This window comes from Halomonas sp. SH5A2 (genome assembly GCF_014263395.1).
Classification (GTDB): Bacteria; Pseudomonadota; Gammaproteobacteria; order Pseudomonadales; family Halomonadaceae; genus Vreelandella.
Window position 1 is genome coordinate 3,820,720 of the sequence record NZ_CP058321.1, and the last position, 13,117, is coordinate 3,833,836.

At 54.6% G+C, this 13,117-nt stretch carries 14 protein-coding genes; 1 reads left to right on the plus strand and 13 read right to left on the minus strand.

Annotated features, from left to right (window positions below):
- Positions 1 to 9 precede the first annotated feature (9 nt).
- The 13 genes from HXW73_RS17605 to argC all read right to left on the minus strand — a co-directional run bounded on the left by HXW73_RS17605 (position 10) and on the right by argC (position 11,178).
- Positions 10 to 480, minus strand: coding sequence for a F0F1 ATP synthase subunit B (locus HXW73_RS17605; protein ID WP_186254315.1), 471 nt, complete (start codon positions 478 to 480; stop codon positions 10 to 12).
- Between the two features lie 78 nt (positions 481 to 558).
- Positions 559 to 786: a F0F1 ATP synthase subunit C gene (gene atpE / locus HXW73_RS17610; RefSeq protein ID WP_089701275.1), complete on the minus strand. Its 228-nt coding sequence runs from the start codon at positions 784 to 786 to the stop codon at positions 559 to 561.
- A gap of 64 nt (positions 787 to 850) precedes the next feature.
- Positions 851 to 1,678, minus strand: a complete 828-nt coding sequence (atpB, locus tag HXW73_RS17615) for a F0F1 ATP synthase subunit A (protein ID WP_186254316.1) — start codon at positions 1,676 to 1,678, stop codon at positions 851 to 853.
- A 16-nt stretch (positions 1,679 to 1,694) separates the two neighbouring features.
- Positions 1,695 to 2,090 (minus strand): ATP synthase subunit I, encoded by a 396-nt coding sequence (locus HXW73_RS17620; RefSeq protein ID WP_186254317.1) that lies wholly within the window; start codon positions 2,088 to 2,090, stop codon positions 1,695 to 1,697.
- 224 nt (positions 2,091 to 2,314) lie between these two features.
- On the minus strand, positions 2,315 to 3,238 hold the full coding sequence (locus HXW73_RS17625) for a ParB/RepB/Spo0J family partition protein (RefSeq protein WP_186254318.1): 924 nt from the start codon (positions 3,236 to 3,238) through the stop codon (positions 2,315 to 2,317).
- A 37-nt stretch (positions 3,239 to 3,275) separates the two neighbouring features.
- A complete protein-coding gene (locus HXW73_RS17630; RefSeq protein ID WP_186254319.1) occupies positions 3,276 to 4,043 on the minus strand; it encodes a ParA family protein in 768 nt (255 codons plus the stop codon).
- Positions 4,044 to 4,709, minus strand: a complete 666-nt coding sequence (gene rsmG, locus HXW73_RS17635; protein WP_186254320.1) for a 16S rRNA (guanine(527)-N(7))-methyltransferase RsmG — start codon at positions 4,707 to 4,709, stop codon at positions 4,044 to 4,046.
- Positions 4,706 to 6,610 (minus strand): tRNA uridine-5-carboxymethylaminomethyl(34) synthesis enzyme MnmG, encoded by a 1,905-nt coding sequence (gene mnmG / locus HXW73_RS17640; protein ID WP_186254321.1) that lies wholly within the window; start codon positions 6,608 to 6,610, stop codon positions 4,706 to 4,708. Before mnmG ends, rsmG begins: the two co-directional genes overlap by 4 nt.
- A 557-nt stretch (positions 6,611 to 7,167) precedes the next feature.
- Positions 7,168 to 7,926 (minus strand): amino acid ABC transporter ATP-binding protein, encoded by a 759-nt coding sequence (locus HXW73_RS17645; RefSeq protein WP_274600581.1) that lies wholly within the window; start codon positions 7,924 to 7,926, stop codon positions 7,168 to 7,170.
- Between the two features lie 11 nt (positions 7,927 to 7,937).
- Positions 7,938 to 8,609, minus strand: coding sequence for an amino acid ABC transporter permease (locus tag HXW73_RS17650; RefSeq protein WP_186254322.1), 672 nt, complete (start codon positions 8,607 to 8,609; stop codon positions 7,938 to 7,940).
- Positions 8,610 to 8,703: 94 nt separating this feature from the next.
- The gene (locus HXW73_RS17655; protein ID WP_186254323.1) at positions 8,704 to 9,474 is read right to left on the minus strand and encodes a transporter substrate-binding domain-containing protein; all 771 of its coding nucleotides are present in this window, start codon (positions 9,472 to 9,474) and stop codon (positions 8,704 to 8,706) included.
- A 181-nt stretch (positions 9,475 to 9,655) separates the two neighbouring features.
- The gene (gene erpA, locus HXW73_RS17660; protein ID WP_186254324.1) at positions 9,656 to 10,009 is read right to left on the minus strand and encodes an iron-sulfur cluster insertion protein ErpA; all 354 of its coding nucleotides are present in this window, start codon (positions 10,007 to 10,009) and stop codon (positions 9,656 to 9,658) included.
- Positions 10,010 to 10,143: 134 nt separating this feature from the next.
- Complete coding sequence (gene argC / locus HXW73_RS17665; protein ID WP_186254325.1) at positions 10,144 to 11,178, minus strand: N-acetyl-gamma-glutamyl-phosphate reductase; 1,035 nt, start codon at positions 11,176 to 11,178, stop codon at positions 10,144 to 10,146.
- A gap of 129 nt (positions 11,179 to 11,307) precedes the next feature.
- Between argC and HXW73_RS17670 the strand changes: the two genes are divergently transcribed.
- The gene (locus HXW73_RS17670; RefSeq protein WP_186254326.1) at positions 11,308 to 13,116 is read left to right on the plus strand and encodes a chloride channel protein; all 1,809 of its coding nucleotides are present in this window, start codon (positions 11,308 to 11,310) and stop codon (positions 13,114 to 13,116) included.
- Position 13,117: the final 1 nt, after the last annotated feature.

A 13,117-nucleotide genomic window follows, 5' to 3' on the forward strand; every position in this document is an offset into this window, starting at 1 on the left:
TTCACCTCCTTACAGTTCGGCAGCAAGCTCATCAAGTAACTTGCGATGGGCTTGTTCGTCGACCGACGCTTCCAAGACGCGCTCAGCACCGATAATGGCAAGATGAGAGACTTGGGCACGAAGATCCTCTTTAGCGCGGTTCACTTCTTGATCAATCTCGGAACGTGCGCTTGCTACCAGACGCTCGCCTTCAGCGCGGGCCTGTTCGCGGGCTTCTTCAACGATCTGAGCAGAACGCTTGTTGGCCTGCTCAAGAATCTGAGACGCCTGTTCCTTGCTCTCACGCAGGGTTTGCTCGGCTTTCTCTTGGGCGACTTCAAGATCGCGAGAAGCACGGCTGGCTGCGTCCAGGCCATCAGCAATTTTCTTCTGACGCTCATGGAGCGCGTTGCTGATCGGTGGCCACACATACTTTATGCAAAACCAGACAAAGATCGCGAAGGCGATCGTCTGCCCGATTAGCGTCATGTTGATATTCACAGGAATGTACCTCTGACAAGTTCGTGGCGACCGGAGTGAAACAAAACCGAGCGGACAGGCCGCTCGGCAATGTTCTCATTAACCGGCAACAACGAAGATCAGGTACATCGCAATACCAACACCGATCATCGGTACCGCATCCAGAAGGCCGGCCATGATGAAGGTTTTGGTCTGCAGTTGGTCACCCATTTCCGGCTGACGCGCGGTGGACTCAAGCAATTTGCCACCCAACAAGGCGAAGCCAATGCCGGTAGCCAGTGCGCCCAGACCGATGATGATTGCAGCGGAGAGATAAACCATTTCCATGATGTTGCTCCTGAGTTTAAGTTTTGGTTAAGGGTTGAGGGTTAATGAAAACGACACTGCTTGGTTAGTGATGTTCGTGCGCTGCGCTCAGGTATACAACCGAAAGCGTAGTAAAGATAAAGGCCTGCAGCGTTACCACTAAGATGTGGAAGATGGCCCAAGGCACGTCCAGCAGCCAGATGGCCCAAAACGGCAACAGGGCAATCAGGATAAAGATAACCTCACCGGCAAACATATTACCGAATAGACGTAGGCCAAGGCCCAACGGCTTCACCAGTAAACCGATGATTTCGAGCACCAGATTAAAGGGAATCAAAGCCCAGTGGTTAAACGGCGTCAAGGACAACTCTTTGGCAAAGCCTCCTACGCCCTTGACTTTCAAGCTATAAAAGATAATCAAACAGAACACACCTAATGCCATACCCAGTGTGGCATTGGGGTCGGTGGTCGGCACGATTTTCATGTAATCGACGCCCAGGCGGGCGAATAGCTCTGGAAAATAATCCACCGGTATGATTTTTAGCGTGTTCATGAGCAAAATCCACACAAACAGCGTCAAGGCAAGTGGTGCAATCAACGGGTTACGGCCATGAAAAGTGGCGTTGACCAGGTTTTCAATAAACTCAACCACCATCTCAACGGCATTCTGCAAACCAGTCGGTACACCCGTGGTGGCCATTTTGCCTGCTTTTCGGAAAACCCAGATAAATAAAAGCCCCATGGCAATCGACCAGCCCATGGTGTCCAGATGAATCGCCCAAAAGCCCATTTCGCGGGCTTCCTCGGCAGAGCTTGCCAGCGACCAACCGTTTTCCGGGTGTTTTCCAAAGGTCAGATTCTGCAAGTGGTGCTGGATATAGTAAGTCGATGAGACTTCGTTTCCTGCGGCCATGGACTTGTCACCTCGATCAGTTGCGCAATTTTCTAGGCATCAGCCAGGGTGCTAACCAATGCATTAGAACAACCGCGATATAAGCACTAAAAAAGAAAGCTGGGTTTGAGGGGGGTACGGTAATAAAAACGACTGCGAACAGTGCCACCGTCAAACCAAACTTGCCTGCTTCGGCGCGAAACAGCCTGAGTGCACTTTGCGACGCGGGGACACGTTGTTTAAAAACCGCCATCCGCTGGACAAAAAACACTTGAGGCAAGAACGCCACCAACGCGCCTAGCGTTACCGATGTCGCACTGCCGCTATCAGCGACAACCAACGCTAGCAAGGTACCGACCAATGCAACAAGTAATTGGGCGATCGCTAGCCGGATGACATAAGCCTGTCGTCGTAACGTTTCCAGTCGCTGCATGTCTTTCCGGCCCATCAAGCTGTATTAAAAGCTATGTCGACAGGCAATAAACAACCTTGCGCAGCCTGCACAAATCTTGCGCGATTATAGGGAAGGGGCATGAGACCTTCAACCGACGTTGTGGGTATTTCACGCGTTCAAGTGCCTAAATGCGACCAAAGGGGGAAAAAACAGCCTTTTCCACAGGTTGTTAGTAAGCCTGCTATTTATAAATTAATAGCGAGCTATTTAATGTGTCCCAGGATGCCGTCCAATTCTTCCAGGCTGGTATAGCGAATGGTGACTTTTCCTTTCCCTCTTTGACCATGATCAATGGACACAGGCGCACCGAGCAGTTCACCCAGTTGCGTTTCCAGACGCGCCACGTCAGGGGTTTTTGCCTGACGCCGTGGTGTGGACGCTGCCGGTTGGCTTTGTACTTTTTTAACCAGCGCTTCCGTGGCCCGAACGGTCAGATCATTATTGACCACTTCGTGGGCGACCTGACGCTGCTGAGCACTATTGAGTGTCAGCAGGGCCCGGGCGTGTCCCATATCCAGGTCACCGCGCTCAAGCAGCGTCTGTACTTCGTTATCCAGCGCCAGCAGGCGTAACAGGTTGGCCACCTGAGTGCGCGATTTACCGACCGCATCCGCCATCTGCTGCTGAGTCATTTCAAACTCATCGCCTAACCGTTTCAACGCCATTGCCTCTTCAATGGCATTGAGGTTTTCGCGCTGAATGTTTTCGATCAATGCCAGCGCCAGGGCAACTTCATCGCTAACGTCCCGGATAACCGCCGGGATGACGTCCAATTCAGCAAGCTGAGCCGCCCGCCAACGGCGTTCGCCGGCCACAATCTCGTAGCGGTCTTCGCCAATCGGGCGCACTACGATGGGCTGCATGACCCCTTGAGCACGGATCGAGTCAGCTAGCTCTTCTAGCGCTTCCGGCTGGATATCGCGGCGCGGCTGATATTTACCCCGTGATAGCTGGCCAAGCGGCAAACGTTCAAGGCGTTCCTGACTCGCCGAGGTAGCCGTCTCACCAGCACCATCGCTGTCAGCCGGTGAGTATGAACCTGCCGCTAATTCAAGGCTATCGCGGCGGCGGGCACCAGCACCGATCAGAGCATCCAAGCCACGTCCTAGCGCGGGTTTACGCGTCATGGGCATTCCCTCGTGATAAATAGATCAGTCGTGGTGATTATAGCGCGAGTCGACGAATTAGCTCTTTTGCTAACACACGGTAGGCCTGGCTGCCGCGCGAAAAGCGCGCGTACTGGGTAACCGGCAGGCCATGACTAGGCGCTTCGGCCACTTTAACATTACGCGGAATCGTGGTTTTCAGCAGTGCATCGCCGAAATAATCGCGCAGTTGCTTGTCGACTTCACGGGTCAGGCTGGTGCGCTTATCGTACATGGTGCGCAAAATGCCGGAGACAGCCAGATCAGGGTTAATGCTCTGTTTAATCTGCTCGACCGTATCCAGTAGTGCCGAAAGGCCTTCCAGTGCATAGAATTCACACTGCAGCGGAATCAACACACCGTGAGCCGCCGTAAGGGCATTCACTGTCAGCATATTAAGCGATGGCGGGCAGTCAATCAGCACGACGTCGTATTGTGATAAAACGCCCGACAGCGCCGTCGTCAAGCCACTTTCACGCTGGTCTGAGTGCATGAGTTCAACTTCCGCAGCGGTCAAGTCACCGTTGCTGGGTAGCACGTCATACTTCACGGGCGGCTGCCGGACAATCGCGTCGGCAGCGCTCGCCTCACCCAACAGGACGTCGAGAACGCTTTTTTCCAAGCTGTGTTTGTCGATGCCACTGCCCATGCTGGCATGCCCCTGCGGATCAAGATCCACCAGCAGTACACGGCGGTCGAGTCCGGCGAGGCTGGCCGCCAAGTTAACGGCTGAAGTGGACTTGCCCACGCCGCCTTTCTGGTTGGTCAGGGCAATGATCTGGCTCACTTACTCAACTCCTTGTGGGGTCAGAATCAACAGCTGTCGCTCGGCCGTCTCAAAGGGGACATTTAACGTGTGTCTCGCGTGAAGCCGAACATCGCCCGGCAGATCGCGCAATTCTTCATTGGCACCAGGGCCTTTCATTGCCAGCCACTGTCCTTCGGCAGTCGGAAGCTTGCGCGTCAGATTAACAAAATCCACCAAACTGGCGAATGCTCGCGAAATCACTTGATCAAAGACGCTTTCGGCAAACTGTTCTACCCGTGCTTGAACGGGGATAACGTTCGACAATCCCAGTTCCATCACCGCCTGGCGCTGAAAGCGGACCTTTTTGCCGTTGCTATCCAGAAGGGTCACGGATAGTTCGGGCTTGAGAATGGCCAGAACCAGTCCTGGCAACCCTGGCCCTGCGCCAACGTCAAGAAGCTTGGGCCCTTCGACAAATGGCAGCACGGCCGCACTGTCCAGCACATGGCGCGGTACCATGTCGTTAACATCGCGTACAGCGGTGAGATTATAAGCCCGGTTCCACTTGTGCAATAGCGCAAGCAGACCCAGCAGCTGATCACGCTGCTGGGTTGTTATTGGGGTGCCTAATGCGCTGAGTCCTTCATCCAGCCGCGTCGCAACCTGGCTGGGTAAACTGGAAAACAGCGTCGATACACCGCTCATCTGTTGGCTACCTCGGGCGTCGATATAAGCCGACGTTTCTTGAGTTGGATCAGCAAAATCGATACGGCCGCGGGCGTAACGCCCGAAATACGCGCCGCCTGGGCGAGGGTTTCAGGCCGTGCTTCGCTCAGCTTTTGGCGAATTTCAATGGACAGGCCTTCAATGCGTTGATAGTCCAGATCAGCGGGTAGGGGCATCGCCTCATGGCGTTTAAGTTTATCGATCTCGTCCTGCTGACGATCGATATATCCCTGATACTTTGCTTGAATCTGAACCTGTTCAGCGACGGCCTCGTCTGTCACCGGACAAGCTTCCAGACCGGGAAGATGGGTCAGGGTCGCATAGTCGAGTTCCGGGCGTTTAAGCAGATCGCTCAAACGGTACTCGCGGTTCAACGCCTGACCGGTATGTTCAGCGATAACAGCGGCAGCCGGGCTTTTCGGCTGTACCCAGGTACTGGCAAGACGGGCCGACTCTTGCTCGATGGCATCGCGTTTTTTACTGAATGCCGCCCAGCGGACATCATCCACCAGCCCCAGTTCGCGACCTTTTTCAGTAAGCCGCAGATCCGCGTTATCTTCGCGCAGGAGCAGGCGATATTCCGCTCGTGAGGTGAACATACGATAGGGCTCTTTGGTCCCCATGGTAATCAAATCATCGACCAGAACCCCGAGATAAGCTTCATCACGACGTGGATACCATGCATCCAGCTGCTTGGCACGGCGTGCCGCGTTCAGCCCTGCGAGCAAGCCTTGGGCACCGGCTTCTTCGTAACCGGTTGTGCCGTTGATTTGCCCAGCAAAAAACAGGTTGTGGATAAATTTGGTTTCCAGGGAATGCTGCAAATCCCGTGGATCAAAGAAATCGTACTCAATCGCGTAGCCAGGCCGGGTGATATGGGCGTTTTCCATTCCCTTGATCGAGCGCACAACCTGAAGCTGTATATCGAACGGTAACGAGGTGGAAATACCGTTGGGATACAGCTCATTGGTATCCAGGCCTTCGGGTTCGATAAATATCTGGTGGCTCGATTTATCGGCGAAGCGATGGACCTTGTCTTCAATCGAGGGGCAATAGCGGGGCCCGATGCCCTCGATAACGCCCGAATACATCGGCGAACGTTCGAGGTTCGCCAAGATGATTTCATGAGTGCGCTCGTTGGTGTGAGCAATATGACAGCTCATCTGCTTGGGGTGCATTTCCCTCGAGCCGAGATAGGACATTACCGGTGTTGGCGTGTCGCCGGGTTGCTCTTCAAATTGAGAGAAATCAACGCTTTTGGCATCAATGCGCGGCGGTGTACCGGTTTTCAGACGATCAACCCGGAACGGCAGGGCACGCAGTCGCTCAGCCAAGGCGTTTGATGGCGCATCGCCCGCTCGGCCACCGCGACTTTGATCAAGCCCAATATGAATCACACCGCCGAGAAAAGTACCGGTCGATAGAACCACGGACTCACTGTGAAACCGGATACCGGTTTCCGTCACCACGCCACGAACCGTGTCGTTATCCACAATCAAATCGCCAGCAGCCTGCTGGAAAATCGTCAGGTTTGGCTGATTTTCAAGCATGCCACGGATGGCTGCTTTGTAGCGTACGCGGTCAGCCTGGGCTCGAGTTGCTCGAACAGCTGGACCCTTGCGTGCGTTCAAGACACGAAACTGAATGCCGCCTGCGTCTGTGGCAAGCCCCATGGCGCCGCCCAGCGCATCAATTTCCTTGACCAGATGGCTCTTGCCGATCCCGCCAATGGCCGGATTACACGACATTTGGCCGAGTGTTTCGATGTTGTGCGTAAGCAATAAGGTTTGACAGCCCATACGAGCAGAGGCCAGCGCGGCTTCAGTTCCCGCATGGCCACCGCCGATGACAATCACGTCAAAGCGGTCAGGGTAATTCAAGAGACACCTCGTCTTGTGCCATCAGGCACGGATGAGTTGAGTCGGTGCATGAGCACCTTAATTCAATAAGCCCGCCAGTATAAACCCCTTGTGGGTAACCGTCAGTTTTTTCCACACCCTCATTTGTTCCGCAGCCCTTATTAATAACAACATAAATATAATATAAGAGAAGTTCTATTGATGTTGTTACTACTAGTGTGGATGAAATCTGTTGATAAGCAATTTAATTCTAAAATTATCAAATAGTTATATTGTTGACTTTTACATGATTAAACGGCGGACTAACTGAGTAGAAACGGTGTTGGGCCTGTGGATGAAAGCTTGCTTTATCCACCGATGTGATGAGACACGGGTTTTCCACTCGTCTATACCGGGGTTGTTACCGCGACTGTGAACAAGTGAAGGAAGTACGATGGTATCGAGTTCGAAGGGGGCATGGTGCAGGTTTACAGCAGATTTAGGTAAACCATCAAAATAAATTATCCACAGGCAAAAAAATGGCCTGTGTTGATCACAGGCCATTAAATGTCGTTTATCGAGCGTATTTTTTGGCTAACTCAGTGCTTGAGTACCCGGGCTAAAAACGACTGGGTACGTTCGTGTCGAGGCGTATCGAATAGCTGTTCGGGAGGCCCCTCTTCGGTGATTTCCCCTTGGTGAATGAATACCACACGGTCGGCGACTTCACGCGCGAAGCCCATTTCATGGGTGACGATGACCATGGTCATGCCCTCTTTAGCGAGTTCTCGCATGGCATCCAGCACCTCGCCAATCATTTCGGGGTCCAGCGCCGAGGTAGGCTCGTCAAACAGCATTAACCGCGGTTCCATGGCAAGAGCACGTGCCAGTGCCACACGCTGTTGCTGACCGCCAGAGAGCTGGCTGGGATACTTATCCGCCTGGTCGGATATCCCTACGCGGTCGAGCAGGCGCTTGGCCGCTTCCAGGGCGTCTGAGCGGTTCCAACCGCGTACTTTCATGGGAGCGAGGGTGATGTTGTCGATAACGCTTAAATGAGGAAACAGGTTGAACTGCTGGAACACCATGCCGACTTCGGTGCGGATGGTTTGCAGTGCCTTGCTGCTCTTACCGTTGGGTAGCAACTCGTTACCGTCCACCTCCAGCGAACCGGCCTGAAACTCTTCCAGCCCGTTGATGCAGCGGATCAGGGTGGATTTACCCGACCCACTTGCACCGATCACCACAACCACTTCGCCAGGGGTGATGTGCATATCAATGTCTTTGAGTACGTGCAGGCTGCCAAAGTGTTTATTGAGCTTCTGCATACGCACAATCTGCTGAGCATTATCGTTCATTGTGCGTCTCCTTATTGACCTACCAAGCCTTTGTTTTCAAGCTGGCGCAAGAGGATTGAAAGGGTCCAGGTGATAGCGAGGTACATAATGGCCACCATCAAGTAGACCTCCATCGCGGTAAAGGTACTGGCAATATAAACCTGACCCTGACGAACTAGCTCACCCACCCCGATCACTGAAAACAAGGAGGTATCCTTGATACTGATGATGCTCTGGTTACCCAGTGGCGGGATCATGCGGCGAAATGCTTGTGGCCAGATAACATAACGAAACGCCTGGGTACGTGACAGACCCAGCGACAGTGAGGCTTCTCGCTGGCCACGTTCAATGGATTGAACGCCGCCCCGCACGATTTCGGAAATATAAGCCCCCGAATTCACCGCAATGGCGGCAATACCGGCAACGAGAGCATTGATAGGGCTTCCTAACAATTGAGGCAGGCCGTAGAAGATAAACAGCACTTGAACCAGAATAGGGGTGCCGCGGAAGACTTCGACGTAGACAATGGCGGGCCAGCGCAGCCAACGGAAGGGGCTGATGCGTAGAAGACCAAAGAAGATGCCGATAAAAAAGCCGATGGCGAGCCCGCCAAAAGAAATCAGCAGGGTGTAGGGGATCCCCGGTAGCAAATGGGGAATCGAGTTAATGGTCGCTGCCCAATTAAACTCAAAGCTCGGTTCCACGCGCGTTCTCCTGAGAGATGAGAAGACAAACGAACAGGGCCGGGGGCGAGGCCGCCCGGCCCTGATGAAATGGTCAAAGAACGATCAGCGTTGATTATTCGTCGCTGGGCGCTTCACCAAACCATTTTTCATAGATTTCATCGTAAGTGCCGTCTTCGCGCATTTCAGCCAAGGCTTCATTGGTGGGTTCGACCCACTCGCTGCCTTTGTTGAAGACGATGCCATATTGCTGGCCTTCGTAGAGAGGACCCACGACTTTAGTTCGGCCTTCACCGCGGGTTTGCGAGAAGTAGGCCACGTTGGGGGCATCGTAGAAGACGGCATCGACGTTGCGGCCCAGCAGCGCCATGTACATGTCAGAAGTGCCGGGGTAGGGGGTAAATTCGGCGTTGTCACCAAACTTTTCTTCCAGGAAGTCGTAGCTGGTGGAGCCTGTTTTGGTGGCGATGGTCATGCCTTCCAGGTCATCAATGTCTTCAACGTCGCTATCGGCGCGAACGATGATTCGCAGGCCTGAATCGTAGTAGGGGTCAGAAAAGTCGACGACCTCTGCCCGTTCTTCGGTAATGGTGATTCCGGCTATGGCAATTTCCTGGTTGCCGGTTTGCACCGCCGGAATAATGCCGGAGAAGTCCATGGTGGTCAGGTTGACTTCAAAGCCCGCCCGGTCAGCCACTTCGTTGATGATATCCATGTCGAAGCCGACCATTTCGCCGGTGTCTTCATCCATCATCTCAAACGGTACGAAGCTTGGGTCAGTGGCGACATTGACGGTGGGCGTCTCTTGCGCTTGAGCAGTGACGCTACCCAACGCAAGCGTCAGGGCGGATAAAGGAAGTACGGTGCGTGATAACAGCGATTTCATAGGTTTTCCCCGTGGTTTGTATGGCAAAGCGCCAGCAAAGCAGTATGTACCGCTTTGCGACTGGTATCTAAGCCTGTTATTGACATAATAACCTTGGCGAGAAACGACCAGGGCGTCAAGTCACGGGTTGGAACTGCGGTAAACGTTGGGTCGACGCTGCCCAACATTTGAGGGGAAGCCGCTACACCATAAATGAAGCGCCACAACCACAGGTAGTGGTGGCATTAGGGTTTTGCACGCGAAAACGTGCGCCTGCCAGGCCTTCTTCGTAGTCAACGGTTGAACCCACCAGGTATTGGTAGGAAAGCGGGTCAACCACTAGAGCGGCGTCACCAAATTCGATAACCGTATCGTCCTCGGCAACGTTATCGGCAAAATCAAAGCCGTATTGGAAACCCGAGCAGCCACCGCCGGTGACATAAACGCGTAGTTTAAGCGTTGAGTTGTTTTCTTCTGCCATCAAGGCGTTGATGCGTTTTTGGGCGCTATCGGACAACAATAGTGGCGTAGGAACGAAGGATTCTGCGCTGCTCATGGCTACCTCCCGTGAGCGAATGGGGCGGCTATCGCTTGGCGATAAAAGCGCGCCCCGAAGCGAATAGACTGCATGAATACTAATTATGAGTAAAACCTAGCAAAAGGGTCAACTATTAACCGCCTCGACGGATGCTAGGGCATGACAGCCGGGGCACTGAGGCCGGTGGCTTCGTCAAAGCCAAACATCAGGTTAAGGTTTTGAACGGCCTGCCCCGAAGCCCCTTTCACCAGATTGTCAATTACCGACAGCACCACTACCGTGTCACTATTTTCCGGGCGGTGAACCGCGATACGGCACGTATTGGTGCCTTTCACGCTGCGTGTTTCCGGGTGACTGCCAGCAGGCATGACGTCAACGCAGGGCTCGTTGGCGTAGCGACGTTCAAAAAGTGCCTGAAGGTCACCGTGCGCTCCGCTGAGCGTCGAATACAGGGTGGCATGAATACCGCGGATCATTGGCGTCAGGTGCGGTACGAAGGTCAGGCCGACGGCACCGGCCTGAATGTCTGTCAGGCCCTGGCGGATTTCGGGCAGGTGGCGATGCCCAGAAGCACCGTACGCCTTCATAGATTCGCTGGCTTCGGCCAATAACGAACCGACTTTAGCCCCGCGACCGGCACCGGTAACGCCTGATTTGCAGTCGGCGATCAGCCGACCGGCATCGACCAAACCGGCTTCCAACAATGGTAGATAACCCAACTGAACGGCGGTAGGGTAGCAGCCCGGTACGGCTACCAGACGCGCCGTTTTGATCTTTTCACGATGCATTTCGGGCAGGCCGTATACCGCTTCGCCAAGCAAGGCAGGCGCACCGTGGGGCTGACCATACCATTGCGCCCATTCGTCGGCGTCACGTAGGCGAAAATCCGCTGAGAGATCAATCACGCGGGTACCTTGATCCAGTAGTTCGCCTGCTAGTGCGTGAGCAACCCCGTGGGGCGTGGCGAAAAACACCGCATCCAGACGGCTCAGCTGTTTGGCGTCGGGCTCGCTAAACGCCAGCGTGTCGTAGTGCCCACGCAGATTCGGGTACATGTCGCTGACCTTCACGCCCGCTTCTGTGCGTGACGTGATCGCTGCTACTTCGACGTGGGGGTGCAGGGCGAGAAGCCGAAGCAGTTCAACGCCGGTGTAGCCTGTGCCGCCAACAATGCCTACCTTAATCACAATGACTCCTTGCAGATTTTGAGCGCAAATCGAATCGCCAACGGCTTAAGCATAGGATACCAAGCTGTTTATGCGTATCCAGCTATGATACACAAGAGTGTATAGACACAAGAGCAAGGATGGTCGCCAGTGGCGCGTTTTTCCCGATCCGATTTCACCTTAGACAGTTTTCGGCGCCAGTTGGCCAATGTCGATGCGCTTCCGCAGCTATGCGTATTGGGCTTGGTGTCGGGGCTGATTACCGGTGCCTTGATGGTCGTGTTTCGCTTGCTGCTCTCGGCGGGGGCATTGCTTTATATGCCCGAGGGTAACCCGGAAGCGTTTGAATCGCTGGCGCCCTGGGGGCGCGCGGCGCTTCCGTTCATTGCCGTTGGCCTGATCGGCACCTTGCTTTATCGCCAAAAAGCCGCGGCCCGCAAGCTTGGCGTGGGCCATGTGATCGAGCGCTTGACCTACCATCAAGGCCGTTTCCCGCTGCGCAACTGGCTCAACCAATGGTGGCTGGGCGCCGTGGCCGTTCTGGGCGGCCTCTCGGCCGGTCGCGAGGGGCCTGCCATTCATCTTGGGGCAGCGGCGTCGAGTGGTCTTGGCCAGCGGATGCGTCTACCCAACAACAGTTTACGGGTACTGGTGGCTTGCGGCACCGCCGCGGGGATTTCAGCCTCGTTCAACACGCCGATTGCCGGGGTCATCTTCGCCATGGAAGTGGTGATGATGGAGTACACGATGATGAGCTTTATGCCGGTTATATTGGCGTCCATGATGGGCGCGCTGGTGGCGCAAATGGTGTATGGCAATGAACCGGCGTTTCACATCCCCGACGTTGTTTTTGGTTCATTAATGAACCTGCCCTGGGTCGTGATGACAGGCTTGGTGGTGGGTTTGCTGGCCGGCGGTTTTATTCATTTATCGCGCTTGCAGCGTTTTCAGCAGTGGCCCTTGTGGGGCCGTTTGGGCGTTGTTGCGCTGATTACCGGTGTGGCTGCCATCTGGTTTCCCGAGGTGCAAGGTATCGGCTACGACAGTGTGGCCGCCGCGCTCAATAACCAGTTGGCGGTTCAGGTGCTACTGGCGTTGATTGCGGTAAAGCTGGTGGTAACGGCTCTGACGGTTGCTGGCGGGGTACCTATTGGAATCATTGGCCCGGTATTGGTCATAGGGGCTGCTACCGGCGCCCTGAGTGGTCTATTGGGAGGCTGGCTATGGGGGGGCAAAGCCGCTGATCCCGGCATTTATGCAATGCTTGGGATGGCGGCGATGATGGGGGCTGTCTTGCAGGCACCGCTGGCGGCGCTTATGGCACTCCTGGAGCTCACTCATTCGCCGGGGATCATGTTGCCGGGCATGTTGGCGGTGGTGGTCGCCTGCCTGACGTCGCGCCAGTTAACCGGTTGCGAAGGGTTTTTTATCAGCAGCGTGCGCTACGGGCTGCACCCGTTACAGCAACCGCTGATGCAGGCGCTATCCAGGGTGTCGGTGCCCGCGGTGATGGAGCGTCACCTGGTACGCACGTCGAGGATGATAACGCCGGATCAGGCGCGCCGCTTACTAGAAAATAACCCGATATGGCTGGTGATTGAACGCTCCAGTGCCGATAAGCCGGTTCTTGGCCTTAAAGCCGCTGCGCTGGCGCGTTGGATGATTGAGCACGATGAGTCGTCAAGTGATAACGCCTCTGTTGAAGGGTTGATCGATTTATTGGAAATACCCGGGGAGCGGCTTGAGATGGCGCCTATCGCGTTACAAGCGACCCTTTCCGAAGCCTTTTTGACGTTGCAGAATGACGCTCTGGACGCGCTTTACGTGGTCCACGGTCATCGGCCGAAACAGCGGCGTATTTCAGGTATCATCACTCGAGGCGCTATCGAGCGTTATTACCATTACAGCGATCCGCGCGATAATGATTCATCTCACAAAGAGCCTCAGCCTAAGGAGTGAC

Coding starts and splice junctions, on each gene's coding strand:
- HXW73_RS17655 (WP_186254323.1), bottom strand. CDS start 9,474: ATGAAATCGCTGTTATCACGCACCGTACTTCCTTTATCCGCCCTGACG.
- rsmG (WP_186254320.1), bottom strand. CDS start 4,709: ATGAGCGGTGTATCGACGCTGTTTTCCAGTTTACCCAGCCAGGTTGCG.
- erpA (WP_186254324.1), bottom strand. CDS start 10,009: ATGAGCAGCGCAGAATCCTTCGTTCCTACGCCACTATTGTTGTCCGAT.
- atpE (WP_089701275.1), bottom strand. CDS start 786: ATGGAAATGGTTTATCTCTCCGCTGCAATCATCATCGGTCTGGGCGCA.
- HXW73_RS17620 (WP_186254317.1), bottom strand. CDS start 2,090: ATGCAGCGACTGGAAACGTTACGACGACAGGCTTATGTCATCCGGCTA.
- HXW73_RS17645 (WP_274600581.1), bottom strand. CDS start 7,926: ATGAACGATAATGCTCAGCAGATTGTGCGTATGCAGAAGCTCAATAAA.
- atpB (WP_186254316.1), bottom strand. CDS start 1,678: ATGGCCGCAGGAAACGAAGTCTCATCGACTTACTATATCCAGCACCAC.
- HXW73_RS17625 (WP_186254318.1), bottom strand. CDS start 3,238: ATGACGCGTAAACCCGCGCTAGGACGTGGCTTGGATGCTCTGATCGGT.